We start from the raw sequence: 26,983 nt of genomic DNA, 5'->3' as shown, positions 1-26,983 counted from the left end.
TAGAGTCTTGCTGTTGTCTCATCCTAAAAAAGCCAGTCTGAATGACTGGCTTTTATGCTTATAACTAAATGGCTAAAGGTTTATTGCATATTAGCAATCGCGGTACCTTTTTGTTTGGGATCAGTATTTCCCAATTCAGGATTATCAATCGCATTCTGACATTGCAGTTTATCCCGCTCATAATCCGCCTGTTTTTGTTGCAGGCTGTTGCCATTTTCCATGGTCGTCCGCGCCCAGATTTCCAGACTGGTCAAAGCTTTACGACACAGAGCATATTTGCCTTCGGTCACCGAATCGGTCATTTTGACATTAATACGCCAGTCTGTACTCAATTTACGTGCTGGTTGACGTACCTGTGTTTCCAGCTGATCCACTTCTTTATTATAGACCAGTGGATCCACTTCATTGATCAGTTGCCATGCGGCATTGGCATAAGTCGTCGCATCATTAGTCAATTTAGGTGCCGGTTTAATTTCTGGCTTATCAGTCGATTGACTGTCATTCCCACACGCTTGTAACAATATTGCCGTGCTTATTAAAGCAGCAATCAGCATCGCACGTGTCTTGAACATCCACATATCAGGCTCGCCAATTTAAACATTTCGGCACTATGCTATTAAATTCACGTAGAATACACAATCTTCATTTGACCCATCGTTCAACTCTCCTTCAAGGTGTGTCGTGTCTGAACCGAATCAACTCGCTACGCAACCTGCTGGCTTCTGGCAAGGTGCAAAAGATAGCCAAGCGATTATCTTCACTTATTTACCAGTGTCGTTTGCTTTTGGTGTTTCAGCCACTCAGTTTGGCTTTACCGCCTGGGAAGCACTGTTCCTGTCCTGCTCGATGTATGCAGGTGCCAGCCAGTTCCTGGTGATCGCTCTCTTAGGTAGTGGCACATCTATCTGGATGACGGCATTAACCGTGATTGCCTTAGACATTCGTCATCTGCTTTATGGCCCTGCGTTACAAAATCTGATTCAAGACCGGCTGAATTTAAAGAAAACGGCAATCTGGTCTTGGGGTTTGACCGATGAAGTTTTTGCCTCCGGCATGATCAAGCTCTCGCAACGGCGACAGGAATGGTCAGAATCCTGGATGCTCGGTTTAAGCCTGTTTAGCTGGATGTCCTGGGCACTCGGATCTTTCCTCGGTGGATTGTTTGCCGATCAGGTCAGCAACCTGCCGCAATTCTTGCAAGCGGCTCTAGACTTCCTGTTACCTGCGCTGTTCCTGAGTTTCCTATTGGCTGCTTTTGAGAAGAAACATACTTTTGTTGTGGCTGTCACCATTCTGGTTTCTGCTGTGGCCTGTTACTTTATTGATCTGTCTGCCGCGATTTTCATTGGCATCAGTTCTGGTATTTTTGCCGGCCTGTTCAAGCACTATATCTTAAAACAGCCAGATCCTGAACATGCAGGAGATCAAGCATGAATCTAGAGATTATTCTGGTCGGCATTGTCGTCGGGATCGCCAATTTCGTCTCACGCTTCGGGCCTTTTTTTGTGATTCAGAAATTTCAGCAAGGCTCACAAAAACGCGGAGCATTGTGGCTAAAAATTGCCTTGGGTTCAATCGGCATTGCGGCAATCAGCTCCATGCTGGTAGTTGCTACCTTACCGCCATTATTAGAAACACCGAATAAAAGTTTTGCGATGCTGGTTGGCTTTATTGTGCTCACGGTTTTGTACTTTAAGTTTAAACGTATTGTGATGGCGACACTGACCGCAGCGCTCACCTATGGCCTGGTTTACACCTATGTTCCAGTACCCTTTTAAGCTTTAACTCGTTGATCAATCGAAACAAAGACTTATGCTAAACTCATAGTATAGGTCTTTTTTATATAACAATAAAAACAAGGAAGGATGCGCATGTTTGAGGTCAAACAGGTGATTGAAGGCAAAATCTTTATTCATCATCGGCGCGATGAAATGTTAACCGTATTCCATCGACATGAAGTGCCGGCACAATATTTTGAATGTTTTATCAATGCTCAAAATTTTACCGGACATTTTGTCGAAATACATGCTCAACCAGCAGATCAAGTTCGGGTGGTTTATATTAAAAAGAATAGCACCCATCAAATTATTGCTATGCTTAATCAGAGCCAATACGTGCTGCATCTTCATCCTTTGACATTGATTTTGGGTAAATGGAGCTTCAGACATCGTGTCCTGCCGAATACTCTAAAAATTTTTGCTGGTTTATTTGCGCTCCTTTTTATTCTTTTTTCAGCTACCGCCTTTTCAGCAGATCAGTTCCAGCTCACCACCATCTTGCGAGACTGCATTCAATTCACAGTTTTTGGGCTACTGTTATTTTTGCTGTGCTTTGTACTGCCTTTTGTATTGCCCTATGCGTATTTCCTGCATGTTCGTACATTACGTCTGTTAAAGATGCTAAATATCAATACTGAACAAGTTGCACAAATAGAAAAGCTCAAGTCTCAAAGCGAGATTTATCTTCTGCAAACGCAGTCTGACAGCGATGTGAAAATGACAGCGCCTCCTTATTAAAATCTAGAAAAACTTTATAAATAAAACTGTTGGTCAATATCACAATTTTGTATGAATCTTGGCTTAACTGTCGGCTCAGTTCTGCTATGCTAAAAGTCCATAAAATCAACCATGGATGATCCACATGAGCGTGACTATTGGTACTCCCCTTCAATCTTCTGCCTATAAAGTTCTATTATTGGGTTCTGGTGAACTGGGCAAGGAAGTGGTGATTTCACTACAACGCCTTGGAGTCGAAGTTCATGCTGCTGACCGTTATGATCATGCCCCTGCCATGCAGGTTGCGCATTATTCCTATACCTTGAATATGGCAGATGCTGTAGAACTCAAACAACTCATCAATCAAATCCAGCCACATTTAATTGTTCCTGAAATTGAAGCGATTGCGACCGAAGTTCTGCTTGAAATAGAAGCCCAGAACATTGCTACAGTCATTCCTTCTGCTAAAGCCGTCAATCTGACCATGAACCGTGAAGGTATTCGTCGTCTGGCTGCGGAAGAACTCGGTCTGCCAACTTCAGCTTACCGTTTTGCCGACAGTTTAGAATCCTTCCGCGCGGCCTGTGACGATGTCGGCTATCCAAACTTTGTGAAACCGGTAATGTCATCTTCAGGCAAAGGCCAGTCTCGTGTCACAAACTTTGATGAAGTCGATGCAGCGTGGGAATATGCGCAAACCGGTGGCCGGGTCAATCAGGGTACGGTGATTGTAGAATCACAAATTGACTTTGATTTTGAAATTACCTTATTGACTGTTCGTGCAAAAAACCCAGAAACCGGCGAAATCGAAACGTCTTACTGCGACCCGATCGGACATCGTCAGGATTCAGGCGATTATGTGGAAAGCTGGCAGCCTCAACCGATGACTCCAGCCGCGCTGGAAGAATCCAAGCGTATTGCCAATAAGGTTACTACAGCACTCGGTGGTTGCGGCATCTTTGGTGTAGAGCTCTTTGTAAAAGGCGACAAAGTATGGTTTAGTGAGGTTTCCCCACGTCCACACGATACTGGACTGGTGACTTTAGCCTCCCAATTTCAAAGTGAATTTGAGCTGCATGCACGTGCTATTTTAGGCTTGCCGGTGAATACTGCACGACATAGTGTGGCTGCCAGTGCGGTAATTTATGCTGGAGTAGATGGCCGTAATCTTTCATTTTCTGGCCTGAATCTTGCTTTAGCAGACGGCAATACCGATTTGCGCCTGTTTGGCAAACCTGAAGGTTTTAAACGTCGTCGTATGGGCGTTGCCACAGCACGTGCGGAAAACATTGAACAGGCACGTGAACTGGCCCTACAGGTCGCAAACCAAGTTAGCGTCAACCAAAACTAAGCTGAAATACCAACGGACGACTGTACATGATCAACACCCATCCACTGCTGAATTACGCTAAAAGTAACCATGACATTAAAGCCATCAATCAATGGCGCAGTGATGTCGAAAATCAGCTTCAGGAAAGTTTTGAAAATGGCCAGTCGATTCGGGATATTATTCTGGCGCGTTCTAATCTGATTGATGAAGCATTGCAGTTTCTCTGGCAACATGCCGAACTGGATCAAACTGATTTGGCCCTGTTTGCTGTCGGGGGCTATGGTCGCCGTGAAATGCTGCCTTATTCTGATGTCGACATCATGATCTTGTCGGAAGATGAGATTAACCCGCAACAGGAACAACTGATTTCTACATTCATTTCATCGCTTTGGGACGTGGGAAATTTCAAACCCGGTATCAGTGTCCGCACCATCAATGAATGTGTTAATCAGGCCAGCAGTGATCTCACCGTTGCCACCACCCTGATTGAAGCCCGCCTGATTATTGGCAATGAAAACCTGTGCAAATGGCCACGTCGCATCGTGTCACGTACCTGGACCGACAAAACCTTTTTTGATGCCAAGATGGATGAGCAGCATAAACGCTATGCTCAGCACAACAATACCGAAAGCAATCTGGAACCGGATATTAAAAATGCGCCGGGTGGTATCCGTGACATCAATCAGATTGGCTGGATTGCCAAACGGCATTTCCGCGTCAATCGCATTTACGATCTGGTGCATCTCGGTTTTATTTCAGAATTTGAACTCGGTGTGCTTGAGGAAGCCGAAAGTTTCCTCTGGGAAATCCGTCATCACCTGCACCGCCTGACCAAGCGCGATGAAAACCGCTTATTGTTCGATTATCAGCGCGATATTGCTGCCAAATTCGGCTATGTGCGTGAAGAAGCGCATCATCCGAACTATCCAATTGAACAGTTCATGAAGCGCTATTATCGCAGTGCGCAGCAAGTGTCTACACTGAACGAAATGCTGCTGGCTTATTTTAATGAATCGGTGATTACGCCACGTTTACCGCAATATGAACGCCAGATCGAAGAAATCAACCAGAACTTTAAACTGGTCGATGGCAAACTGGCTGTGCAACATCACAAGATTTTCTCGGAAAATCCAAGCGCAATTCTGGAAATTTTCTATCTGCTGGCCAATCGTCCTGAAATCGAAGGCATTCGTGCGCGTACCTTACGCCTGCTGACCTTGGCTGGAAAACGTATTGATCAGGATTTCCGTGATAATCCGGTGCATCAGGCACTGTTTATGGCGATTATCCGTTCACCGCATCGACTCTATGACACCATGGTTGCCATGAAGCGTTATGGTGTGCTTGGAAACTATATTCCTGCATTTGGACAAATTCTGGGACTGATGCAATATGACCTGTTCCATATTTATACGGTCGATGCACATACCTTATTGCTGCTACGTAATTTAAACCGCTTTAAAGAACCTGAATTTGCCAAAGAATTTCCGGTAGTCAGTTCAGTGTTCCAGCGTTTGACCCGTCGTGACATCGTTTATCTGGCGGCAATTTTCCATGATATTGCCAAAGGCCGTGGCGGTGATCACAGTGAACTTGGTGCCAGCGATGCGATTAAATTCTGCCGTAGTCACGGTTTTACCGAACGTGAAAGCAACCTGGTGGCCTGGCTGATCCAGAATCATCTGGTAATGTCTGTCACCGCCCAGAAAAAAGATATTTCCGATCCGGATGTGGTCAAAGAATTCGCAGAAAAAATGGGCGACATGGAGCATCTGGATTATTTATACACCCTGACGGTAGCCGATATTAACGCCACCAATCCGAAGCTGTGGAATACCTGGCGCGCTTCCCTGATGCGCCAGCTCTATACTCAGGCGCGCGATGTAATCCGTTCCGGTCTGGGTCGTCCGGTTGATTATCAAATGCTGATTGAAGATACCAAATTTGCGGCCAGCGAACTTCTGGTTCAGGACTTTTCACTGGATGAAGTAGAAAAAGTCTGGCAGGAACTTGGTGATGACTATTTCCTAAAAGAAACAGCAGATGAAATTGCCTGGCATACCCGTGCCATCTTACAACACGGCGACAATCCTGCTCCACTGGTGCTGATGCGGGCGCACCGTAAATATGCGCAGGATGCGGTACAGATCTTTATTTATACGCAGGATCAACCCAACCTTTTTGCCACTACGGTGGCTATTCTGGATCGCATGAATCTGGATGTACAAGACGCAAGAATTATTACTGCCACTAAAGCTTTCAGTCTGGATACCTACGTGGTATTGGACCGTTTTGGTACTTTATTGACTGATCCTGAACGCGAAGCCACAGTGATTGAAGCTCTGAAAGATGCCTTGAGTCATTCAGATGAATATCCGGGCTTGATGCAGCGCCGGATTCCGCGTCAATTACGTCATTTCGATATTGAAAATACAGTCGATATCAGTGTCAATCCTGCCTTGAATCAAAATATGGTCGAAATTGCCACTCTCGATCATCCCGGTTTACTTGCCAAAATCGGCGGTTTATTTATGATGCAGGGCCTGGATATCCACTCTGCAAAAATCGCCACACTGGGCGAACGTGCCGAAGATATATTCTTTGTCACCAAAAAAGATGGCAACCCTATGACACCTGAAGAATCTGCTGAATTTGCAGCTGCACTTAAAATTGCACTGGATGAAGCCTCTCATCAGGTTTGTAGTCAACACTCACATTAAAACGCGGTTACTTATTCATGAACTCTAGCTTGTCTCTACTGCATCCTTATCCGTTTGAAAAGTTAAATCAGCTTTTTGCGGATATCCAGCCTGCAAATATGCCTTTAATTCCCCTGTCGATTGGTGAACCGAAGCATCCTGCACCGGAGTTTGTGAAACAAGCGATTATCGATAACTTCAAACATTTGTCGACGTATCCAAACAGTAAAGGCCTGCCGGAGCTACGTGAAAGTATTACCCAATGGCTGACGCGCCGTTTTAAGCTGAATAGCATCAGCGCAGACAGCAATATCCTGCCCGTTTCCGGTACGCGTGAAGCGATTTTCTCGTTTGTACAGGCTTTGGTGAATCGTGAAGATGCACCTTATGTGGTGATGCCAAATCCGTTTTACCAGATTTATGAAGGCGCAACGCTGCTCGCAGGTGCCAAACCTTATTTCATCAACTGTACTGAGGAAAATAATTACCTCGGTGATTTTGATGCTGTTCCGGCAGAAGTCTGGGAAAAAACGGCATTGCTATTTGTCTGCACCCCGGGCAATCCAACCGGTGCAGTATTATCAAAAGAGCAGTTTAAAAAACTGATTGCCCTGTCGGATCAATACAACTTTGTGATTGCTTCAGACGAATGCTATTCAGAACTCTGGTTTGATCAGGCACCTGTAGGTTTACTGGAAGTTTGTGCTGAAATCGGCCGGGATGACTATAAAAACTGTGTGGTGTTCCATTCACTGTCTAAACGTTCTAACCTTCCGGGTATGCGTTCAGGTTTTGTTGCCGGTGATGCCAGCCTGTTAAAACCTTACTTGCAATACCGTACTTACCACGGTGCAGCGATGCCGGTGCAACATCAACTGGCTTCAATTGCTGCCTGGGATGATGAAGCGCATGTGGAAGAAAACCGGGTGCAATACCGTGCCAAGTTTGATTTATTCCAGAAAGAACTCGGTCACCTGCTACCGCTCAAAAAACCGGATGCAGGTTTCTACTACTGGTTAAAAGTTGACAATGATGAAGCCTTTGCAAAACGCCTGATGGAAGAAGCACATATTAAAGTTCTTCCAGGTCGCTATTTATCCCGCGATACCGAACAGGGTAATCCGGGTGAAAATCATGTACGTCTGGCACTCGTAGCCGATCTGGCGCAATGTGAAGAAGTCATTCGACGCCTGAAAGCTATTCTCTAAGTTTTGCTCATAACTAAAAAAACCCACTTTTCCGAAGTGGGTTTTTAATTGGATTCAGATGAGTTTTATCTTCATCGCATACTGAGAAAATAACGCAGAGTCTTACAACACTTTGGCAATTTCATCTTCAAGATCTTCAGGCTTGGTGGTTGGTGCAAAACGGTTCAACACCTTGCCATCACGGCCGATCAGGAACTTGGTAAAATTCCATTTAATTCCATTGCCTAAAATACCTTTGGAATTATTGGTTAAATAGCGAAAAATGGCGTGCGCTTCAGGGCCTTTGACATCCACCTTGGAAAACATCGGGAAAGATACCCCGTAATTCTTCTGGCAAAATTCCCCAATCTGTTCATTGGAACCCGGATCTTGGCCGCCAAACTGGTTACATGGAAATCCCAAAATTTCCAGACCTTGATCTCTATATTTTTCGTAAAGTTTTTCTAATCCTGAAAATTGTGGGGTAAAACCACACTTACTCGCTGTATTGACGATCAAAAGTACCTTGCCTTCATAATCTGCAAGTGGCTTACTTTTGCCATCTAACAATTCAGCTTCGAACTGATAAATGTTAGTCATGGATAGGTTTCCTCATCATTTTTTTCTTGTGTTTCTAAGTCTAACGAAGCCGAGTTGACACAATAACGCAAACCCGTCGGTTCTGGGCCATCCGGGAAAACATGCCCTAAATGTGCGTCACAATGATGACAAACAATCTCAGTTCTGACCATTCCGTGTGAAGTATCAGGTAATTCTTCTACCACCGAACTGCTGACGGGACGGTAGAAACTTGGCCAGCCACAGCCGCTGTCATATTTGGTCTCAGACGAGAACAGTGGCGTGCCGCAGCAACGGCATACATAGGTGCCATCTTGCTTGGTATTCCAGTATTTTCCAGTAAATGCCGGCTCGGTTCCCTTCTCGCGCGTAATGCGAAACTCCTCAGGTGATAACTCTCTTTGCCATTCCCGGTCTGATTTATTGAGTTTTCCCATGATCACATACCTTTTTATCTTGCTATTTAAAATAGGATAATCCTATATTTACGTGATTCATTTTAAAAATTCTAGTCTTTATTCAACATTTTACAAAAGACATATAATGTCTAAAAAAGCAAAAAGAAAGCAAATATAAAAATAAAAGTAAGCAATTTTTACATTAAATGTTTTTTAGTGAGCAAATTTAATGGTATTCTTAGCTCTAAATTTGCTCAGGATTAAAAAATGTCGCAAAAAAAGAGCGTAATTTTTAAAAATCTGCTGCCTGTGATCAAACAATATCAGCAGCTTGGATTTACGCATGAAAAAATTGTTGCACTACTTCGAGATGAACATGATCTCGATCTAGTCACAACTGAGACATTTAAAAGTTATTTATATCGTTATGCAAAAGTGACCTCCACTCCATCCGAGAACATCAAAATGCCGAACACTTTCCAATCCCCTCGCGAAATCAAGAAATCATCCAAGCTTGATCATGTTTGCTACGACATTCGCGGACCTGTGTTACGAGCGGCCATCGAGATGGAAGAAGCTGGCCATAAAATTATTAAATTAAATATTGGCAACCCTGCCCCATTTGGTTTTGAAGCACCACAAGAAATTATCAACGATGTGGCTTTAAACCTGCCGAATGCGATTGGCTATACAGATTCCAAAGGGATTTTCCCGGCGCGTAAGGCGATCTGTCAGTATTATCAGCAAAAAGGCATTCTGGATATGCACGTCAATGACGTCTATGTCGGTAATGGTGTGTCTGAACTGATTGTTATGGCCATGCAAGGTCTGCTGGATGATGGCGATGAAATGCTGATTCCAATGCCAGATTATCCACTCTGGACAGCAGCAGTGAACCTGTCTGGCGGTACTGCGATTCACTATAAATGTGATGAAGAAAATCACTGGTATCCAGATATTGCTGATATGGAAAGCAAAATCACGCCAAATACCCGTGGTATTGTGATTATCAACCCGAATAACCCGACCGGTTCGGTTTATCCACGTCATGTGTTACAACAAATTGTCGACTTGGCCAAGAAATATGACCTGATTTTATTTGCTGATGAAATCTACGACAAAATTATCTACGATGGAATCGAGCATGTTGCTGTAGCAGCTCTGGCTGGCGATCAGCTCTGTGTTTCGTTTAACGGTTTATCTAAAGCCTATCGTATTGCTGGTTTCCGTTCCGGCTGGATGGCAATTACCGGCAATAAAGCACGTGCAGCAGACTATATTGAAGGTCTTGATATGCTGGCGTCGATGCGACTGTGCGCCAACCATCAGGCACAATATGCGATTCAAACCGCCCTGGGTGGTTACCAGTCTATTAATGACCTGATTCGTCCGGGTGGCCGTTTATATGAACAGCGTAATATTGCCTGGGAAATGCTGAACGAAATTCCAGGTGTGTCTTGTGTCAAGCCTGAAGGCGCGATGTACTGCTTCCCGAAACTGGATCCGAATGTGTATCCAATTCAGGACGATGAAAAACTGATGTTGGACTTATTACGTGCCGAGAAAGTGCTTCTGGTTCAAGGGACAGGCTTTAACTGGCCAACACCGGATCATTTCCGTGTCGTGTTCCTGCCGGCTGAAAATGAACTGCGTGAAGCCATCACTCGTGTTGGCCGTTTCCTGGCCAAGATGCGTTAATTCTTGAAATAGACAATATAAAAAACCGCGTTGATACGCGGTTTTTTATTTCTCTGAAAAAGTTCAGGCTTTTGACTGATGAAATTTTAAAAATCATACGGGCTTACTTGAGCAAATTTCTGCACTCAATGGTTTCTTCTCAGACAATTTCCCCTCAATCATGAAGATTCATGTTATTTTTTGATCAAATATAAAATTCTATGAGTACATGGATGTCCTCAAACACAATGAAGCTCAGCCTGTTTCTTTGCCTTAGTATGTGCTTGGGCATTGGCATTCTTCGTTTCTCTTACACCGCGTTGTTACCGGGTACACGAGAAGCCTTTGGCTGGAGTACAGATTTTGCCAGCCTCTTGGGCAGTGCCAATTTACTGGGTTATTTGATCGGTGCATTTACCGCCATGCGCCTGCCTCAAGACCGGAGTATGAGCACTTATATTCAAATTTCAGCCTTCGCCGGCATGTTCAGCCTGATGTGCTGTGCATTTTCTGGTTTTTCTGAAGCTTGGTATATCGCTTGGCGTATTATTTCCGGGATCAGCGGTGGACTGATGATGATCTTATCGCCAAGTGTGGTTGCACAGTGCTGTGAACTTCAAGACCGTCTTAAAATCAACTTTATTGGTTTTAGCGGGATTGGACTAGGCGTTTTAATTGCGACCCTGTTTCTGCCTTATCTGGATCAAATTTCCATACAGACAGCCTGGCTGATCTTATGTGGTTTTGCTTTGCTTATCTGTATCGTTTTAAGTTTACTGATTCAGAAATTTAAGCCGTATTTGTCCGTACAAGCTCCTGCGGTTACCTCTCATCTATCTCTGAATAGCATCTTTTATAGTTTACTGACGGTCTACGCGTGTAGTGCTTTCGCCTATATACCGCATTCATTATTCTGGATTGATTATTTAAGCCAGCAGTTGGGATTGAGCTTGTTCTGGATTAATTTCAACTGGATTCTGTATGGAATAGGCAGTGCCTTGGGTGCCTTTAGTGCTTATGTGCTGGCCAGAAAATGGGGTGATTTTGCTGCCCTGAAAATTCTTTATAGTCTTTATATTGTGGCTATTTTTATTGCGCCTCTAGATGCCTATCCCTTACTCACTTTTAGCTCTTCCTTTTTTACCGGGATGTTAAATCCGGCTGTGGTCTTCCTGACCTCCTATACCATTTTACAACTGTATGGACTGGCTTATAAAAAGCTCTGGAGTATTGCTACCTTGTGTTTTGCCTCGATTCAGCTGATCGGTGGACTCAGCTTTAGTGCGCTGCAATATTTTGGATTGAGCTATCATCAACAGTTCATACTGGCCACATTGGTTCTTTTATTAGGAACATTGCAATTGTTCTGGTACACACGTCCTGTCAGACTCAAATCTGAACAACAAACTCCGCCAATTTCTGCTCATGGAGAAGGAACTAAATAAGGATAAGGATTGGTTGCTCCTTGCCCACCTAAATAAATGCCATAATGTAAGTGCGGCGGGGTATTTTTGGCATTACCTGTATTACCCACATAAGCGATGACTTCACCTGCTTCCACCCAGTCGCCTTCCTGAATATGCTCTGCATAACCATCCAGATGTGCATAATAATGCTGACTCATATTGGGGCCAGTCACCCAGATGATTTTTCCACCCAGATTGTTGGTGCCAATCCTACGCACAATACCTGGGGTGGCGCTAAATACTGGCGTACCGCGTTTGGCAAAAATATCCGTACCTTCGTGTTTACGACCGTCACTACGCGCTGCTCCCCAAGTATCATTAATCTGACCAACTCTGACGCCTTCAACCGGAATCTGTAGCGGAGCTTCTAACTGGGCTCTCTGTAATTGCCAATACAGATAAGGGCTTTTCCAACCTGCTGCTTCACCTGAAGGCGGTGGCTGACAGGCAGTTAGTAGAAAACCTATAGATAACAGTAAGCTTATAATCCGAAGAAATTTCACCAATATTCGCATTAAATTAAATAGATGACTTTTATCTTAATCACAACCGCCTAATTTAAAGTCACAATCCTGTTATTTTTAGTGATGATTTTATACAAGCGTTCAAATAACAAAACCCTCAAATGAGGGTTTTGTTATTTTAGGTGGATAGGAGATTATCTACGTTTTTTAGCACGAGATGGTTTCGATGGTTGTTGTTGCTGTTGCTGCTCTTCATTCTGAGCATTGTCCTGCTTGTCTTTTTGTTGGACCTGCTTATGTCTCGCTTTAGCTTTAGCCATGATTTACTCCTTTGGAGAAACGTCTCTATATCACTGGAAGTTCCATTCATCACTGTAACGTTTATACAAAATAAGCCAATCGCTGAGCTGTATCCAAATACGTCAATGTAATACAGTGTTTACTAAGTTATTCAGCTTAGAACGAATCATTTTTAGGCTCATTACACTTCTTACATGATCTTGCAGCCTGATACTTATTTTAACGTTTAGCTCTTAGCTGTTCAGACTTTTTCTAAAAATAAAACTATAAAGAAACCCGCAATTACTGCGGGCTTTAACTCATAAATTGCCTCGCAATTTTAGGCATCCATCTTAGCAATAATCGCTTCACCAAACTCAGAACAACGAAGCAAGGTCGCCCCTGGCATCAAGCGTTCGAAATCGTAAGTCACCGTTTTTGCCGCAATCGCACCCGAAATCCCCTTGATGATCAGGTCGGCAGCTTCTGTCCATCCCATATCACGCAGCATCATTTCTGCAGACAGAATAATCGAACCTGGATTCACTTTATCCTGCCCGGCATATTTAGGCGCTGTGCCGTGGGTTGCTTCATAGACTGCAATCGAACCGCCAATATTGGCACCCGGTGCAATTCCAATCCCACCAACCTCCGCAGCCAGCGCATCAGAAATATAGTCACCATTTAAGTTGAGTGTCGCAATCACAGAATAATCCGCCGGGCGCATCAGGATTTGCTGCAAGAAGGCATCTGCAATAACATCTTTAATAATAATGTCTTTGCCTGTTCTTGGATTTTTGATTTTAACCCACGGACCACCATCTAAAAGCTCACCGCCGAAACGTTCCAATGCGACCTCATAGCCCCACTCTTTAAATGCTCCTTCGGTGTATTTCATGATATTGCCTTTGTGCACCAAGGTCACACTCGGCTTGTGATTTTCAATGGCGAACTGAATCGCTTTACGCACCAGACGCTGGCTACCTTCTTTGGAGACAGGTTTGATTCCGATTCCACAATTGTCTTCAAAGCGGATGTTGGTTACACCCATTTCTTCTTTCAGGAACTTGATAACTTTTTTCGCTTCCGGAGAATCTGCTTTCCATTCAATACCGGCATAAATATCTTCTGAATTCTCACGGAAAATCACCATGTCGGTCAGTTCCGGATTATGTACTGGCGAAGGTACCCCTTCAAACCAGCGCACCGGACGTACACAGACATATAAATCCAGTTCCTGACGTAAAGCCACATTCAAGGAACGAATACCACCACCGACTGGCGTGGTCAGTGGACCTTTAATCGATATCACATAATCGCGCAGTGCTTCGAGAGTTTCTTCAGGCATATAGGTGCCGTAAATTTTGTCAGCTTTTTCACCGCAGTAGACTTCCATCCATTCGATGGAACGCTTCCCGGCGTATGCTTTTTGCACAGCAGCATCTACCACAGTTCGCATTGTTGGTGTAATATCTGCACCGATTCCATCCCCTTCGATAAATGGGATAATTGGATTATTTGGTACGTTGAGTGACAGGTCTGCATTAACGGTAATTTTGGTACCATCCACAGGTACTACGATTTTTTGATATCCCATTATTAGTATTCTCCCGGATGCCGCTGACAAATCCAAAATAATTGCCGATTAGGCAATACTTTCAACTGTTCTTAACGCATAATATTCTAATCCAGATTTGTTGTTTTTGAGATTTATACGGGAAATAACTCAATTTCCCTTTTAAATAAACCTCTACATTTTTTAAATTAATGTAATTATAGAAGTTATTTCCTATGAAAATCGTCATTCTAAACAAACCTTATGACGTCCTCTCCCAATTCCGTGCGGATGAAAAGCACCCAACCATGGCTGATTTTGTCAACGACAAAGATTTACGTCTTGCGGGCCGTTTGGACATGGACTCAGAAGGTCTAGTTTTCCTCACCGATCACGGTGGCCTCAACCAATATATCACCAATCCTGCCAATAAAAAGTTTAAAACTTATATGGTGCAAGTGGAAGGTGATGTGACCGAAGAAGCTCTTGAGCAACTTCGTAAAGGCGTTGAACTGAAAGATGGCATGACGCTTCCAGCACGTGCTGAAAAAGTGTCTGAACCGGAATGGTTGTGGGAGCGTAATCCTCCTGTACGTTTCCGTGCCTCTGTTCCAACGTCTTGGGTTGAGATTTCGATCTGTGAAGGTCGTAACCGTCAGGTTCGTCGCATGACATCTGCGGTAGGTTTCCCTACACTGCGTCTGATCCGTACCAAAATTGGTGAAATTGATTTGGTTCGCATGGGATTGCAACCGGGCGAGACCAGAGAAATTGAACCATTACTTTATCCAGACTTCCAGAATGTTCCTGCGGAAGAACCATACCGTTCGCGCTCTTATGTGAAAAAGCCGGGTGGTACGGGTGGTAAGCCAATGGTTCGTAAGAATAAAGATGGTTCTGTGAAGAAGTCTGGGACCAAACGTATCTGGCAAATGGACGAAAGCGAAAAGCCGAAACGTCGCACCAATGGTACTACTCGTCCAAATACCAAGGCACCACGTGGTCGCGGCCGCGGTCGTGGTTAAGTTTGAATAGATTCAATCAAGCTCACTTCGGTGGGCTTTTTTTATTACATAACTTCAATATTTTTTATTTTTCAATCTATTAGAATAACTATAAGTATTCATTTTAATGTTAGTCTCATGAAAAAAATAATTTTTGCTTTAGCTGCGACTTCCCTTTCAACTTTTGGCTTTGCCAATCCACTAAGTGTTCATGTGCTTAATCAGGAAACTGGCCTGCCTTCTTCCAATGTCACGGTCACCCTAGAAGCGCAACAAGGTGAGAAATGGGTCAAGCTCAATGAAGCCAAGACAGATAGTAATGGTCGTATTAAAGAATTTTATCCTAAAGACACCGCGTTACAAAAAGGCGTTTATAAAGTAACGTTTAAAACGGGTGACTGGTTTAAGGCCAATAATCAACGGACGTTCTTCCCTGAAGTACCGGTGGTCTTTGTGATTGATGGCACTTTGGAATACTACCATATTCCGCTACGGCTTAGTTCTTATGGGTATTCGACGTATCGGGGGAATTAAAATGTAGGGCATGTTTTCACAAAATTTTAACGAATATTCAAGAGGCTATATTTTTCATTGACTTCATCCAAAGTGAAATATCTTTTAATTTGGCGTAAATTATTCTTTTCATAAGAAAATCCTGCGAAGATAACAGGCTGATTTTTCTTAATCGATTCTTCCTTCGAGATATGGATACTATTTAGCTCATAAAAATATGGTTCTTTACTAATGATTTCTGCAACCTTATCAAAATAACCTCTTTCAACCCCTCGACCATAGTCATTATAGTCAATCAAATTCTTTGGAATTAGATGAACTTTGTCTTTGTATTTTTGAGAATTTTGATAAATATCTGCTATCTCATAACAATCAAACTCATAACTATCCTCTTTTAATTTCATTTGATAATACTTAATACCTCTTCCTTTCAATACTTCCATAACTTGCTGTTGGCATACTTTTGCATAAGAATCAGGCAATTTGTTATTGTTTTTTACGAGATCAATTTTTGATTTAGGCATCCTCATTCCGAAGTAGATTGCTTTCACTGCCCTATAATCATAGTTAAATCTACCAAAAGGTTCGATACAAATCCTGTACTCTTCTTCGTGTCGCCATTTTATAGATTTAGTCCCTGTTGTAACTCGCAATAATTTTTCCACAGCTGTCGCTCCATTTTTGAATACATGATCAAACTTCAATTCTGGTCTTTGTTCAGCATAATCAATCTCAAACGCAGCACTTATAGATCTCAGTTCATCAAGCTTTTCAAAATCATATTCAATACAGAATCCTGTATGTGAATCGGCATAATATGCCCAAAGCAATTCGTCCTTTTGAATTCGACTTAGAGAGTAAATCCCGACCTCCTTCCTAACTTTTTGACATAGTTGATCAAATTCTTTCCTAATATCAGAAGTCGAAAAACTAAATATATTATGAAACAGCTCAAATACTTTATGAATGTCTTTTTCACTGAATAGATTCTCAGATGGATCATTCAGCTGTGTCGAATGTGGAGCATAAAAATAATTGTTCTGTAAAGCTTCCAAATCACGTTTTGAACCATATCTATATTTATATAATTTCATTTTATCCAATAAAAAACCCATACCTGAATATTGGTTTTACCTACTTTTTCTTATGTGTGCAAATAAGATTTCTGACTCTGCCCTCTTGTCATTCTGCCTACCCAATGCTATTTATGATTCATATAATTTATATTCTAAAATAAAACGTATCTAAAAAGGAGTTTTGCAATGGATCAGCAAGTCAGCCAGATGTTTAATCAGGACCGGTTAATTCAGCATCTTGGTGCTCATCTGGTTTCTTATAACCACAATTATGCAAAGATCGAATTAAAGGTGACTGAACAGCATTTACAGGGTCATCAGACCTGTAATGGTGCCGTGATTTTCGCATTGGCAGATGCAGCCTTTGCCATTGCCTGCAATACCGGTGAACATCCGGCAGTCGGTCAACATTGCGGTATTCATTATTTAAAACCGGGCTTGCTTGGCGACACACTGACTGCTATAGCAGAACATAAGGCCAGCAGTGGCCGTAGTGGCATTTATGATATTCAGGTGATGAATCAACATAATCAAATCGTGGCGGAATTCCGCGGAACTTCACGACTGCTCATTAAATAGATTTGCTTGCAACATGTACTTCAATAAAAAACCGGTGACGATGCACCGGTTTTTTAAATTAAGAATAATTTCGGATTTAAGCTTTAAGCCATTTCTCGGCTTTAGCCGGATCTTCCACTTTCAGTTCAACTTCGGTCAGTTTAGAACCCGCGGCTTGAACTTCAAACGTCATTAGCTCATCACGACGGAATGCATGTACCGTAAAAATACCTTGCTGTTTTGCATAGCTTTCAACAAGTTTGGTCGTTGCTTTTAAGCCATCAATTGCAATGATGACATCATTGGCAGAAAGGCCAGCGAGCACAGCAGCACCATCACGACGCGCCGATTGAACCAGCACACCTTCCGGCTTATCTGCCAGTTTTAAACCGAATGGCAAAGACTTGTCATTTTTCAGGCTATAACCAATACCAAACTCAGGGAAGAGCTGATCCAGCGGCAACTCATCTGTGGTATTGATTAAGTGATTAATCTGTTCTGACCAATCATCTCCTGTCAGTTCTTTGCATAATTCAAAGATCGTCCGTTCATGCACCTGAACGCCCTTCTGGGCATTTTCATAGAAACGGCGCATCAAGGCATCCAGACTTGAACCACGTAAACGCAAACCTAAATCCAGGCACAGTGCGACTAAACAACCTTTGTTGTAATAGCTGGTACCCGCATTATTCGAGTTTTCATCCTGACGATAGAATTTCACCCAAGCATCAAAACTGGATTCAGACACGGACTGAATCGCACGCCCCGGATTTTGCAAATAACGGTCAATCTGCGCTTTTAACAAAGCAATATACGATTCCTGATTAATCACGCCACTGCGCAGCAAAATCAAATCATCGTAATAGGAAGTGAAACCTTCAAAGATCCATAACAGAGAGGTATAGCCTTCTCTGTTTAAATCATAATTAACGAAGTTTTCAGGGCGAATGAATTTCACCAACCATGAATGGAAATATTCATGGCTACATAAGCCCAAGAAACGCTGATAATCTTTAGATGGTTCTTCAGGTTCATTGGCTTTCGGCAAGTCATCGCGTGGCGTAATCAGGCTGGTAGAATTTGGATGCTCCAGACCGCCATAGCTATTGCCGGTTGCCATGGTCATAAAGGTATAGTCCGCAAACGGCGCTGAACCAAACATTGAAATTTCTGTAGCACAGATTTTTTCAATATCCTGCTGCATACGCGCCGCATTCATAGCATGTTTGCCTGACACCACAAATTCATGCGGAATGCCATTTGCTTCAAAACTGAAACGGATTTGTTCTGCCAGCTCAAATGGCGCATCAATCAATTCGGCATAGTTTTTGGCTTTCAGGGTGAAACGGCCTTTGACCAGACTTTTAGCTTGCATGCCGGTTGCCAGCTGAAAATGCTTTAATTCATCTGGCAGGAAGATTTCCAGTTCAATTTCTTTATTTTCCTGACCTTCTAGCCCTAAACATGCACAAGCCGGGTTCACGTAGAGACGATTTTGATCAACATATGCACCACGAACGGACAGGTCATAGGCATAGACATCATATTCCACTGTAATCAGTTCATGATCAGTATTGAATAAACGCCATTTGTTCTTTTCAAATTTCTGGATCTGTAACTGGCGCCCATCTTCATCATAGGCTTTGACCGCTTCAATGTGCTTGGAAAATTCTCGAATCAGATAGCTTCCCGGAATCCAGGTGGGTAATGACAAGACTTGGGTCGGGTCCGCAAGAAAACGAACAGTCACGTGAATAAGATGCTGACGATAATCGTCAAATTCAATTTGATAATGCAACATAATGAACGATATAAAATTAAAATAAATGAGATATAGCTTAGCTTAGCATTTTTTAAGCCAGTATGGTTTAGCTGTCTTATTTGTCTACATTTACGACTAGCTATCTGTATAAAAAAGGCATAGCATGCGTGAAAATTAAATCGTTCAACACCCGCCGGGTTATCAAGGAACACCATTGAAATACATCATCTCACTGATTGCGGTTTTCAGTTTATTTATTTCTGCATTTTCACATGCTGCCCTACTCAATATTGTGCCTGAAAGCGTTGAAGCTGAAGCCTGGACCATTCTGGATTCACAGTCTGGTCAAGTCATTGCAGAGCATAATGCCGATGTGCAACGCGCTCCGGCTTCGCTGACCAAAATGATGGTGGCTTATATTGCCTTAAAGGAAATTGAGGCCGGGAAATTAAATAAAAATGAAGTTTTAACCGCGACCTCTGTGGTAAAAACCGTGATGTGGGATGAGTCACAGATGTACCTGAAAGAAGGTGATCAGATTTCAGTCGATCAGCTTCTGGCGGGCTTAATTATCATGTCTGCCAATGATGCCGCGGTGACGCTGGCTGAGAAAATTTCGGGTGGTATTCCGCAGTTTGTTGAACGCATGAATCAGGAAGCCAAAGCGCTGGGCATGCAGCATACCAATTTCCAGAATCCGGCCGGTATTACCATGCCTGAGCATTATTCGACTGCCGCCGATTTGGCCAGACTGTCTATGGCGGTGGTGAATGAAACCCCGAATTATCTGTATTATTCCAAACAGCCAAGCTTTACTTATAACCAGCATTTTCATCGTGCGACCAACCGCGTGCTTCAGGTTGATCCAACAGTAGATGGTTTAAAAACCGGTTTTACCCGTGCAGCAGGCTATAACCTGGCATTAACTGCCAATCGCGTCACAACAGATTTTGAAATGCCGAATCGCCGTCTGATTGTGGTGGTACTGGGTACTAAAAGTGCGGCAAAACGCGCTGAAGTATCACATAAGCTGATGAACCTGGCTTATACCTATACCCGCAATGAAGTAGCGATCAAAGATCAACAGCTACTGGCTGAGTTGCCTGTGATTAAATCCACCTTAAAAATGTTTAAGGTGCAAACCAAGCAACCGCAGATTATTACCACTTCTTTATATGATCAAGGCTACAGTATTGACCTGAACCAGTTTGATCAAACCCAACAGCGTGTCATGCTGAATACTGGTGATGGCGTTTTAAAAAGTATCAAGCCGCTACAAGAAACCCAGACCCATATCAATGTTGAAGTGAAAGCATCTGAACTTATTGCGCCTTTGGCCACCATGATGCCTTTGGCCACCATTCAGGTTTATCAGAATAATCAGTTGATTCGCACCATTCAGATTGAAGATCATGTTGAAATTGAAGAAGCCAACCTGTTTCAGAAATTCTTTAGCTGGCTACAAGGCTTGTTCGGTTTGTTTTCAGACAATACGCCAAGCGTAAAGCTTTATCCTTTAGATAGGTAATAGCGCTACATCTCAAGTGACTTCCCTTTGAGCTAGAAGATCTACTCGCTGATCTTCTAGCAGATTCCCCTATCAATCTTGCCCTCCCATCACATCTTTCAAAGCAGCGACACTTACCTGCTCTCACAGAATTGCTACGTTTTGTAATTTGTATAACAATTTTAATCAAGACGCGTTTTAGCGCATGCCATAGTATATTTTCTCTCTATTTCTCTTATTTTTATTAAAAAAATAAACAGGTTAATCATATATGACAGCACATAAAATCGTGATTGTGGGTGGTGGTGCCGGTGGTCTGGAACTGGCGACTCAGCTGGGTGAGAGCTTGGGTAAAAGCGGTAAAGCGCAGATTATTTTGGTCGATCAAAAACTGACGCACATCTGGAAACCGCTGCTGCATGAAGTTGCTGCGGGCACCTTAAATCCACATGAAGAAGAAACCAATTATTTTGCCCATTCAGCGGCACATCATTATGAATTTATCTTGGGCACATTTACCGGTCTGGATCGTGAAGCGAAACAGATTGTGGTCGAAACGGAATATTTCTCCAAAAAGGCCCAAGCCAAGAAAAACCAGCGTATTGAGTATGACACCCTGGTACTGGCCTTGGGTTCTACCTCAAATGACTTTAATACCGAAGGCGTCAAACAGTTCTGTCACTTTCTCGACAGCCGCCCACAGGCTGATATCTTTCAGCAGGATCTGTTGCATCTCTATCTGAATGCTCAACATGAAGCTTCGAGCCGTGAACTAAATATTGCGATTATTGGTGCCGGCGCGACTGGAGTGGAACTGGCAGCCGAGCTGGTGGAAGCCAAACACAATTTCTTTAAATATGGCTTAAACAAGGTCGATCCAAATAAAGTCAAAATTACTTTAATTGAAGCGGCAGATCGCATTCTGACTGCACTCTCGCCGAAAGTTGCTGAACATACCATGCAACAGCTGGAAAAATTCGGTATTGAAGTTTTGACCAGTCACCGCGTAGCCAAAGTTGATGAAGACAAGATTTATTTTGCAGATGGCTCAAGCCTGGATGCCGAGATTAAAGTCTGGGCTGCCGGGATTAAAGCACCTGAAGTCTTGGCACAACTGCAAGACATGGAAAAGGACAATATTAACCGCCTGAAAGTCTATTCCACCCTGCAAACCAAATCTGACCCAGACATTTTTGCTTTCGGTGACTGTGCTCACTGCCAACCTGCTGCAGATGAACCCGTCTTGGGCCCACGCGCTCAAGTCGCTAGCCAACAGGCCAATTTTCTGGCCAATGCCCTGAAAGCACGGATCAATGGAGAAAACTATTTACCGATGTTTAAATTTTCCGACAAAGGCTCACTGATTTCCTTAAGCCAGAATAAAGCCGTCGGCGAGTTGCTCGGTCAAGTTAATGTGCAAGGCTTTGTTGCTAAATCGATGTATGTTTCTTTATATCGAATTCATCAGGCGACCATTCATGGTTATGCACATGCCGGCATTCTGACTGCAAAAGATTTTGTTACAGGAAAAATTTCTCCAAAGCTGAAATTGCATTGAAATTCCAGAATTTGGCCCAATCAATGAAAAAATCGTCAACAAAATTGTCAAATTGCGTTTTTTTGCTAATTTTAGTCTACAAAAATGCAATTTCACTTTATGATGTACCCTTAAAAAATTGAATGGATCAATTAACATGACTGCTATTGCAAATAACCTCGTGGTTTCTTTCCACTACACATTGACTAACGCAGAGGGTGAAACTCTCGACCAATCTCAAGGTGAACCACTTGCCTATTTGCACGGTGCAGGTAACATCATCCCAGGTTTAGAAAATGCGTTAGAAGGCAAAACTGTAGGTGAAAAATTCACTGTAAACGTTCCTGCTGCTGAAGGTTATGGCGAATACAACCCTGACCTAGTTCAAGAAGTTCCTGCGCAAATGTTCCAAGGCGTAGACAACATTCAGGCAGGCATGCAGTTCCAAGCTCAAACTGATGACGGCGTGCAAATCGTAACTGTTAAAGCAGTTGAAGGCGACAATGTTGTTGTTGATGCTAACTTCCCACTTGCTGGTCAAGACCTGACTTTCGAAGTTGAAATCGTATCTGTTCGTGAAGCTTCTCAAGAAGAATTAGATCACGGTCACGTACACGGTGTAGGCGGTCACCAACACTAAGATCTTCTGATCTTGAGTGAAAAAAGGCAAAGTCTGACTTTGCCTTTTTTATTGCCTGAAAATAGCCCGTAGAATATTAACTACCCAATTAGTCATAAAAAAAGCAGAGCCATTGCCCTGCCTTTATAATCCGATCTAGCTCTCCTTTTAAAGGAGGATCATCAAATTATCTGTTCTGGTTATAAATCTGCATAGCGGCTGGCAGATTTTGACGCATTGCGGCAATACGTTGGCTGCTTGATGGGTGGGTCGATAAGAACGCCACACCGCTGCTGCTTTGCTTACTCATTTTTTCCCACAGGGTAATGGCTGCATTCGGGTTATAGCCAGCACGCGCCATCAGCATTAAACCACCTTGGTCAGCACGGCTTTCCAGATTACGCGAGTATGGCAAGCCAATACCGATCTGACTACCTAATTGTGCTGCTGCAGCGCCACCTTGACCTACACCTGCTGCATTTAAGCCAATACCCAAGGCCAGATCAGTCAGGGCTTGAGCACCGATTTTCTGCTTAGAATGCTCTTCTAAGGCATGCACCATTTCATGCCCCATAATCGCTGCAATTTCAGCATCGGTCAGATTCAGCTTCGTCACGATACCAGTATAGAATACAACCTTACCACCTGGTGCAACAAAGGCGTTGACCTGATCAGATTTGAGCACAGCCAATTGCCACTGGAATGCTGTACCAGTTTGATTCATCTGGTTAGCAACTGGCTTCAAACGGTTAAATACATTATTAATCCGTTTATAGGTGGCTGAACTGGTATCCAGTTGGCCTTTATTGCGCGCATCATTGACCATGGCATTATAGCTTTGGCTCGCAGATGCATTTAAGGTCGCAGTATCTGCCCCTGCCATATCGGCAATGGTGGTACAACCTGATAATGTGACGACTGTAGCAGCAGCCATACTCAATAAAAGTTTATTCTTCATTATAATTTACTCCACCTTGGCTCAAGGGCAATTTACATTGTAAAAATTATAAGTGAAAGCGCGTAGCAGCTAAACGCTTAATTCATTCATCTTCTTATAAATTATGTAATTTTTAAGCCAAATACTGTATCGCCAACCAATAAATCAGACAAATAATATTGAGGCCCAAGTAAACCTGACTGAGTGGTTTGATTTTCTGTTCAAGCATTTCGTCTTTACGTTTGAAATATAAAAAAGCATTTTGCAATAAAATAATAGGCACTAATATACATGCAATAATGACACTCAGACCAATCAGCACCGCATAAATCACTTCGGGGTTTTGGGTTTGCGCACGAATAATCATCATGGCCATTGTTGGCGCCCCGCCCATCGCGAATAACAATGAATAAAACATGGTCGCCGATATATTTTTTTGCATCCTGCAGCTCATTTTTCTTTCTTTATATACCGCTATGTTAAAGCACATCACGCTACATTACCGATGCAACTTTAGTCTTGAAATACCTGCATAAATTTAACATATAAAAAAACCCATCCGGAGATGGGTTTTTATCATTCAAGCTTTAGTCAAATGAAGATTAAGCATCAAACGGGTGGCGAAGAACAATGGTTTCTTCACGGTCTGGACCTGTTGAAATGATGTCGATTGGACATTCAATCAATTGCTCAAGACGTTTTACATAGTTCAATGCAGCTTCTGGCAACTGATCTAGTGATTTCGCACCGAAAGTTGACTCAGACCAGCCTGGCATAGTTTCATAAATCGGTTTTAAAGTTTCGAATGCAAGCGCATCAGAAGAACCGACACAACCAGAATCTGCAGCTTCATAACCCACACAGATTTTCACTTCTTCTAAACCGTCAAGAACGTCAAGTTTAGTCAGGCAAATACCAGAAAGTGAGTTTACATCAACTGAACGGCGTAGAATTTCAGCATCGAACCAGCCACAACGACGTTGACGGCCAGTAGAGGCACCAAATTCATTACCAATCGTACCGAGGTGTTTACCAATCGCATCACCTGTGTCATTTGCAGCGTCATACACCAACTCAGTTGGGAATGGACCTGCACCTACACGCGTTGTGTACGCTTTAGTAATACCCAGTACATAGTCAAGGTGCAAAGGACCCAGACCTGAACCAGAGCTTACGCCACCAGCAGTTGTATTCGAAGACGTTACATACGGATATGTACCGTGGTCAACGTCAAGAAGTGAACCTTGCGCGCCTTCGAACATGATATTGTCACCGTTTTTACGGTAGTTATGCAATTCCGTGGTCACATCCACAACCAGTGGCGCAACAACCTTACGCCATTCGTCGCAAAGTGCCAGCACGTCTTCCAGTTTAACCGCTTCAACACCGTAGTATTCAGTCAGCTGGAAGTTATGGTAGTCCAGAAGTTCAGTTAACTGAGCAGTCAGATGTTCACCACCACGCACCAGGTCAGCAACACGGATTGCGCGACGCGCTACCTTGTCTTCGTATGCAGGACCGATACCACGACCTGTCGTACCAATCTTCGCATTACCACGTTTTTTCTCACGCGCCTGATCAAGTGCGATGTGGTTCGGAAGGATCAATGGACAGTTTGGAGAAATGCGTAAACGTTCTTTAACAGGAACGCCTTCTTTTTCAAGAATGTCCATCTCTTTGATGAGCGCTTCAGGAGAAAGAACAACACCGTTACCAATTAAGCACAATACGTTTTCACGTAAAATACCTGATGGAATGAGGTGTAAGACAGTTTTCTTACCACCAACCACAAGAGTGTGACCTGCGTTATGTCCGCCTTGATAACGAACTACCGCTGCCGCTTGATCTGTGAGCAGGTCGACGATTTTACCTTTACCTTCGTCGCCCCATTGGGTACCAAGTACCACAACATTCTTGCCCATAATAGCCTCATTACATCATGCTGTTAAAGTTGAAAGCCCCGCTCAGCGACATGAACACTGAGCCAAGCAGTTAAATCGTTTTGACTGCCCACTCACCATTCGCATTCACCAGCTGGTGCGTTGCATATGGAATCGAGTTTAAATCATCATTACCCAGTAACTGAATTACACTTAAGCCTTGTGCACGAATGTTCTGAATCGCATTCAGAAGTTCTGCATCAGTGCCTTTAGGTGCAACCACGACCTGTACCGCATCAAACTGACCTGCGCTTAAAGCATATAAGTCACAAGAGAAACCGGTTGCCGGACGGGCACGGCCAAAATGTTCACCAATGCCATCATAACGGCCACCTTGTGCCAGTGCAGCTGCACGGTTCGGTGCATAGACTGCATACATTAGGCCAGTATGATAATGGTATGAACGTAATTCAACCACATCAATCCCAATACTCAAGTTTGGCCAACGGGTTTGAACTTCATCTTTGGTGGTTTGCAAGACATTAAAAGCTTGCGTGAATGCTGGATTCGCCAACACTTCAGCACTTAAATGCGCTTGTAATGCATCCAGGTCGCTGGCATAGCGTCCAAGGGCATAAAAATCCTGACCAAATTTGAGGTCTGCCGTGAATTCTTCTAATTCTGGCAAAGCCTTGCGCTGGTATAAATCAGATAATTGCTGTTCAGCGACTTTGTTCAAGCCTGCCTGAGCCACCAGACTGCGGAATAAACCTACATGACCTAAGTCCAGATGGATACCATCTGCCAGACCTGTCTCCTGAATCAGACTGATCATCAAGTCGACCATTTCCACATCGGCATCGATGCTGTCTGAACCAAATAGCTCTGCACCCAACTGTAGTGGTGCACGTGAGGTATTAAAGCCGCGAGGCTTGGTATGCAGAACGGTTCCTGCATAGCAATAACGTGCCACACCTTCCACTGGATGTACATGCGCATCAATACGAGCCACTTGTGGTGTCATATCGGCACGCACACCAAGCAAACGACCAGAAAGCTGATCGATGACTTTAAAAGTGGCTAAGTCTAAATCTTGATTCGATTCTGAGAGAGAAGATAGAGATTCGATGTATTCAATGAATGGCGTGTACACCAGCTGATAACCTCGAGATGCAAGGAAATCCAGTGATTTACGGCGCAGACTTTCAATAACTTGCGCTTGTTCTGGTAATACATCAGCTACACCATCAGGTAATAACCATGTCTCTGAAATGGGCATGTTGTAAACCTAAATTCTTGTCAGCGCGGAACGAATCCGCATAAAAAAATCGGGAGCACACCCGATTTCTCCTAGTCTAGCACGATAGTTTTGGCTGTGCATCGCAAATTTTATAATTTTCGCTACCTGATGAAATCAACAACAATAGTGTCAACTATCAGCATTTTAATGCACATTCAAAA

At 43.3% G+C, this 26,983-nt stretch carries 26 protein-coding genes; 14 read left to right on the top strand and 12 right to left on the bottom strand.

Going from position 1 to position 26,983, the window contains the following annotated elements; all coding sequences use genetic code 11:
• Window positions 1–80 precede the first annotated feature (80 nt).
• Entirely contained in the window at window positions 81–578 is a 498-nt protein-coding gene (locus BFN00_RS11425; protein WP_071851754.1) for a hypothetical protein, read from the bottom strand.
• A gap of 103 nt (window positions 579–681) precedes the next feature.
• On the opposite strand from BFN00_RS11425, the gene BFN00_RS11420 reads away from it, so the two are divergent.
• From BFN00_RS11420 to dapC, 6 genes are all read left to right on the top strand, one after another.
• Complete coding sequence (locus BFN00_RS11420; RefSeq protein ID WP_044113028.1) at window positions 682–1,434, top strand: AzlC family ABC transporter permease; 753 nt, start codon at window positions 682–684, stop codon at window positions 1,432–1,434.
• Window positions 1,431–1,778, top strand: coding sequence for an L-valine transporter subunit YgaH (gene ygaH / locus BFN00_RS11415; protein ID WP_044113027.1), 348 nt, complete (start codon window positions 1,431–1,433; stop codon window positions 1,776–1,778). The genes BFN00_RS11420 and ygaH overlap by 4 nt, the downstream gene beginning before the upstream one ends.
• Window positions 1,779–1,871: 93 nt before the next feature.
• Entirely contained in the window at window positions 1,872–2,516 is a 645-nt protein-coding gene (locus BFN00_RS11410) for a hypothetical protein (protein WP_044113026.1), read from the top strand.
• Between the two features lie 115 nt (window positions 2,517–2,631).
• Complete coding sequence (purT, locus tag BFN00_RS11405) at window positions 2,632–3,846, top strand: formate-dependent phosphoribosylglycinamide formyltransferase (RefSeq protein WP_171248532.1); 1,215 nt, start codon at window positions 2,632–2,634, stop codon at window positions 3,844–3,846.
• A 26-nt stretch (window positions 3,847–3,872) separates the two neighbouring features.
• The gene (glnD, locus tag BFN00_RS11400; RefSeq protein ID WP_071851752.1) at window positions 3,873–6,545 is read left to right on the top strand and encodes a [protein-PII] uridylyltransferase; all 2,673 of its coding nucleotides are present in this window, start codon (window positions 3,873–3,875) and stop codon (window positions 6,543–6,545) included.
• Between the two features lie 17 nt (window positions 6,546–6,562).
• Window positions 6,563–7,732 carry a succinyldiaminopimelate transaminase gene (dapC, locus tag BFN00_RS11395; RefSeq protein WP_071851750.1) on the top strand — a complete coding sequence of 390 codons (1,170 nt, stop codon included), beginning with the start codon at window positions 6,563–6,565 and terminating at the stop codon, window positions 7,730–7,732.
• A gap of 102 nt (window positions 7,733–7,834) precedes the next feature.
• Here dapC and BFN00_RS11390 read toward each other — a convergent pair whose 3' ends face one another.
• Window positions 7,835–8,311, bottom strand: coding sequence for a glutathione peroxidase (locus BFN00_RS11390; RefSeq protein WP_071851748.1), 477 nt, complete (start codon window positions 8,309–8,311; stop codon window positions 7,835–7,837).
• On the bottom strand, window positions 8,308–8,727 hold the full coding sequence (gene msrB, locus BFN00_RS11385; RefSeq protein ID WP_004645533.1) for a peptide-methionine (R)-S-oxide reductase MsrB: 420 nt from the start codon (window positions 8,725–8,727) through the stop codon (window positions 8,308–8,310). The genes BFN00_RS11390 and msrB overlap by 4 nt, the downstream gene beginning before the upstream one ends.
• Before the next feature lie 228 nt (window positions 8,728–8,955).
• On the opposite strand from msrB, the gene BFN00_RS11380 reads away from it, so the two are divergent.
• Window positions 8,956–10,386, top strand: a complete 1,431-nt coding sequence (locus BFN00_RS11380; protein ID WP_071851747.1) for a pyridoxal phosphate-dependent aminotransferase — start codon at window positions 8,956–8,958, stop codon at window positions 10,384–10,386.
• 212 nt (window positions 10,387–10,598) lie between these two features.
• Window positions 10,599–11,810 (top strand): YbfB/YjiJ family MFS transporter, encoded by a 1,212-nt coding sequence (locus BFN00_RS11375; protein ID WP_071851745.1) that lies wholly within the window; start codon window positions 10,599–10,601, stop codon window positions 11,808–11,810.
• Here BFN00_RS11375 and BFN00_RS11370 read toward each other — a convergent pair.
• From BFN00_RS11370 to icd, 3 genes are all read right to left on the bottom strand, one after another.
• Window positions 11,789–12,346 (bottom strand): M23 family metallopeptidase, encoded by a 558-nt coding sequence (locus BFN00_RS11370; protein ID WP_071851742.1) that lies wholly within the window; start codon window positions 12,344–12,346, stop codon window positions 11,789–11,791. The two genes, BFN00_RS11375 and BFN00_RS11370, sit on opposite strands and share 22 nt — an antisense overlap.
• A 143-nt stretch (window positions 12,347–12,489) precedes the next feature.
• Window positions 12,490–12,615: a hypothetical protein gene (locus BFN00_RS16260; RefSeq protein ID WP_283397895.1), complete on the bottom strand. Its 126-nt coding sequence runs from the start codon at window positions 12,613–12,615 to the stop codon at window positions 12,490–12,492.
• A 299-nt stretch (window positions 12,616–12,914) separates the two neighbouring features.
• On the bottom strand, window positions 12,915–14,171 hold the full coding sequence (icd, locus tag BFN00_RS11365; protein ID WP_071851740.1) for an NADP-dependent isocitrate dehydrogenase: 1,257 nt from the start codon (window positions 14,169–14,171) through the stop codon (window positions 12,915–12,917).
• Between the two features lie 194 nt (window positions 14,172–14,365).
• On the opposite strand from icd, the gene BFN00_RS11360 reads away from it, so the two are divergent.
• Both BFN00_RS11360 and uraH read left to right on the top strand, forming a co-directional pair.
• Window positions 14,366–15,154, top strand: coding sequence for an rRNA large subunit pseudouridine synthase E (locus BFN00_RS11360; protein ID WP_004645540.1), 789 nt, complete (start codon window positions 14,366–14,368; stop codon window positions 15,152–15,154).
• 117 nt (window positions 15,155–15,271) lie between these two features.
• On the top strand, window positions 15,272–15,667 hold the full coding sequence (uraH, locus tag BFN00_RS11355; RefSeq protein WP_071851738.1) for a hydroxyisourate hydrolase: 396 nt from the start codon (window positions 15,272–15,274) through the stop codon (window positions 15,665–15,667).
• A 26-nt stretch (window positions 15,668–15,693) separates the two neighbouring features.
• Here uraH and BFN00_RS11350 read toward each other — a convergent pair whose 3' ends face one another.
• Window positions 15,694–16,740 (bottom strand): DUF2971 domain-containing protein, encoded by a 1,047-nt coding sequence (locus tag BFN00_RS11350; protein WP_249449791.1) that lies wholly within the window; start codon window positions 16,738–16,740, stop codon window positions 15,694–15,696.
• Between the two features lie 168 nt (window positions 16,741–16,908).
• Between BFN00_RS11350 and paaI the strand changes: the two genes are divergently transcribed.
• Window positions 16,909–17,301 (top strand): hydroxyphenylacetyl-CoA thioesterase PaaI, encoded by a 393-nt coding sequence (gene paaI / locus BFN00_RS11345; RefSeq protein ID WP_071851734.1) that lies wholly within the window; start codon window positions 16,909–16,911, stop codon window positions 17,299–17,301.
• 76 nt (window positions 17,302–17,377) lie between these two features.
• On the opposite strand, the gene BFN00_RS11340 is transcribed toward paaI, so the two are convergent.
• Window positions 17,378–19,081 carry a M61 family metallopeptidase gene (locus tag BFN00_RS11340; protein WP_071851733.1) on the bottom strand — a complete coding sequence of 568 codons (1,704 nt, stop codon included), beginning with the start codon at window positions 19,079–19,081 and terminating at the stop codon, window positions 17,378–17,380.
• A 175-nt stretch (window positions 19,082–19,256) separates the two neighbouring features.
• Here BFN00_RS11340 and BFN00_RS11335 point away from each other — a divergent pair, with 175 nt between their 5' ends.
• The 3 genes from BFN00_RS11335 (at window position 19,257) to slyD (ending at window position 22,726) form a co-directional block, all read left to right on the top strand.
• Window positions 19,257–20,570 carry a D-alanyl-D-alanine carboxypeptidase PBP6B gene (locus BFN00_RS11335; protein ID WP_071851731.1) on the top strand — a complete coding sequence of 438 codons (1,314 nt, stop codon included), beginning with the start codon at window positions 19,257–19,259 and terminating at the stop codon, window positions 20,568–20,570.
• A gap of 250 nt (window positions 20,571–20,820) precedes the next feature.
• Entirely contained in the window at window positions 20,821–22,107 is a 1,287-nt protein-coding gene (locus BFN00_RS11330; protein ID WP_071851729.1) for an NAD(P)/FAD-dependent oxidoreductase, read from the top strand.
• A gap of 136 nt (window positions 22,108–22,243) precedes the next feature.
• Entirely contained in the window at window positions 22,244–22,726 is a 483-nt protein-coding gene (gene slyD, locus BFN00_RS11325) for a peptidylprolyl isomerase (RefSeq protein WP_004278960.1), read from the top strand.
• A gap of 166 nt (window positions 22,727–22,892) precedes the next feature.
• Here the strand turns inward: slyD and BFN00_RS11320 are convergent, their stop codons facing one another.
• From BFN00_RS11320 to BFN00_RS11305, 4 genes are all read right to left on the bottom strand, one after another.
• Window positions 22,893–23,663, bottom strand: coding sequence for a M48 family metallopeptidase (locus tag BFN00_RS11320; RefSeq protein WP_071851726.1), 771 nt, complete (start codon window positions 23,661–23,663; stop codon window positions 22,893–22,895).
• 112 nt (window positions 23,664–23,775) lie between these two features.
• Window positions 23,776–24,084, bottom strand: coding sequence for a hypothetical protein (locus BFN00_RS11315; protein ID WP_071851724.1), 309 nt, complete (start codon window positions 24,082–24,084; stop codon window positions 23,776–23,778).
• A gap of 160 nt (window positions 24,085–24,244) precedes the next feature.
• Complete coding sequence (locus BFN00_RS11310; protein WP_005106508.1) at window positions 24,245–25,564, bottom strand: adenylosuccinate synthase; 1,320 nt, start codon at window positions 25,562–25,564, stop codon at window positions 24,245–24,247.
• Between the two features lie 70 nt (window positions 25,565–25,634).
• Complete coding sequence (locus BFN00_RS11305; protein ID WP_071851722.1) at window positions 25,635–26,801, bottom strand: ATP phosphoribosyltransferase regulatory subunit; 1,167 nt, start codon at window positions 26,799–26,801, stop codon at window positions 25,635–25,637.
• Window positions 26,802–26,983 lie beyond the last annotated feature (182 nt).

This window comes from Acinetobacter sp. AR2-3 (assembly GCF_001878775.1).
GTDB classification, from domain to species: domain Bacteria; phylum Pseudomonadota; class Gammaproteobacteria; order Pseudomonadales; family Moraxellaceae; genus Acinetobacter; species Acinetobacter lwoffii_D.
The sequence above is the reverse complement of the archived record's forward strand: the minus strand, read 5'-3'. Positions and strand labels throughout refer to the sequence as shown.

Excerpts from the sequence above, each read along its gene's own strand:
- BFN00_RS11425 (WP_071851754.1), bottom strand. The coding sequence starts at position 578 with ATGTGGATGTTCAAGACACGTGCGATGCTGATTGCTGCTTTAATAAGC.
- ygaH (WP_044113027.1), top strand. The coding sequence starts at position 1,431 with ATGAATCTAGAGATTATTCTGGTCGGCATTGTCGTCGGGATCGCCAAT.
- BFN00_RS11410 (WP_044113026.1), top strand. The coding sequence starts at position 1,872 with ATGTTTGAGGTCAAACAGGTGATTGAAGGCAAAATCTTTATTCATCAT.
- purT (WP_171248532.1), top strand. The coding sequence starts at position 2,632 with ATGATCCACATGAGCGTGACTATTGGTACTCCCCTTCAATCTTCTGCC.
- glnD (WP_071851752.1), top strand. The coding sequence starts at position 3,873 with ATGATCAACACCCATCCACTGCTGAATTACGCTAAAAGTAACCATGAC.
- dapC (WP_071851750.1), top strand. The coding sequence starts at position 6,563 with ATGAACTCTAGCTTGTCTCTACTGCATCCTTATCCGTTTGAAAAGTTA.
- BFN00_RS11390 (WP_071851748.1), bottom strand. The coding sequence starts at position 8,311 with ATGACTAACATTTATCAGTTCGAAGCTGAATTGTTAGATGGCAAAAGT.
- msrB (WP_004645533.1), bottom strand. The coding sequence starts at position 8,727 with ATGGGAAAACTCAATAAATCAGACCGGGAATGGCAAAGAGAGTTATCA.
- BFN00_RS11380 (WP_071851747.1), top strand. The coding sequence starts at position 8,956 with ATGTCGCAAAAAAAGAGCGTAATTTTTAAAAATCTGCTGCCTGTGATC.
- BFN00_RS11375 (WP_071851745.1), top strand. The coding sequence starts at position 10,599 with ATGTCCTCAAACACAATGAAGCTCAGCCTGTTTCTTTGCCTTAGTATG.
- BFN00_RS11370 (WP_071851742.1), bottom strand. The coding sequence starts at position 12,346 with ATGCGAATATTGGTGAAATTTCTTCGGATTATAAGCTTACTGTTATCT.
- BFN00_RS16260 (WP_283397895.1), bottom strand. The coding sequence starts at position 12,615 with ATGGCTAAAGCTAAAGCGAGACATAAGCAGGTCCAACAAAAAGACAAG.
- icd (WP_071851740.1), bottom strand. The coding sequence starts at position 14,171 with ATGGGATATCAAAAAATCGTAGTACCTGTGGATGGTACCAAAATTACC.
- BFN00_RS11360 (WP_004645540.1), top strand. The coding sequence starts at position 14,366 with ATGAAAATCGTCATTCTAAACAAACCTTATGACGTCCTCTCCCAATTC.
- uraH (WP_071851738.1), top strand. The coding sequence starts at position 15,272 with ATGAAAAAAATAATTTTTGCTTTAGCTGCGACTTCCCTTTCAACTTTT.
- BFN00_RS11350 (WP_249449791.1), bottom strand. The coding sequence starts at position 16,740 with ATGAAATTATATAAATATAGATATGGTTCAAAACGTGATTTGGAAGCT.
- paaI (WP_071851734.1), top strand. The coding sequence starts at position 16,909 with ATGGATCAGCAAGTCAGCCAGATGTTTAATCAGGACCGGTTAATTCAG.
- BFN00_RS11340 (WP_071851733.1), bottom strand. The coding sequence starts at position 19,081 with ATGTTGCATTATCAAATTGAATTTGACGATTATCGTCAGCATCTTATT.
- BFN00_RS11330 (WP_071851729.1), top strand. The coding sequence starts at position 20,821 with ATGACAGCACATAAAATCGTGATTGTGGGTGGTGGTGCCGGTGGTCTG.
- slyD (WP_004278960.1), top strand. The coding sequence starts at position 22,244 with ATGACTGCTATTGCAAATAACCTCGTGGTTTCTTTCCACTACACATTG.
- BFN00_RS11320 (WP_071851726.1), bottom strand. The coding sequence starts at position 23,663 with ATGAAGAATAAACTTTTATTGAGTATGGCTGCTGCTACAGTCGTCACA.
- BFN00_RS11315 (WP_071851724.1), bottom strand. The coding sequence starts at position 24,084 with ATGCAAAAAAATATATCGGCGACCATGTTTTATTCATTGTTATTCGCG.
- BFN00_RS11310 (WP_005106508.1), bottom strand. The coding sequence starts at position 25,564 with ATGGGCAAGAATGTTGTGGTACTTGGTACCCAATGGGGCGACGAAGGT.
- BFN00_RS11305 (WP_071851722.1), bottom strand. The coding sequence starts at position 26,801 with ATGCCCATTTCAGAGACATGGTTATTACCTGATGGTGTAGCTGATGTA.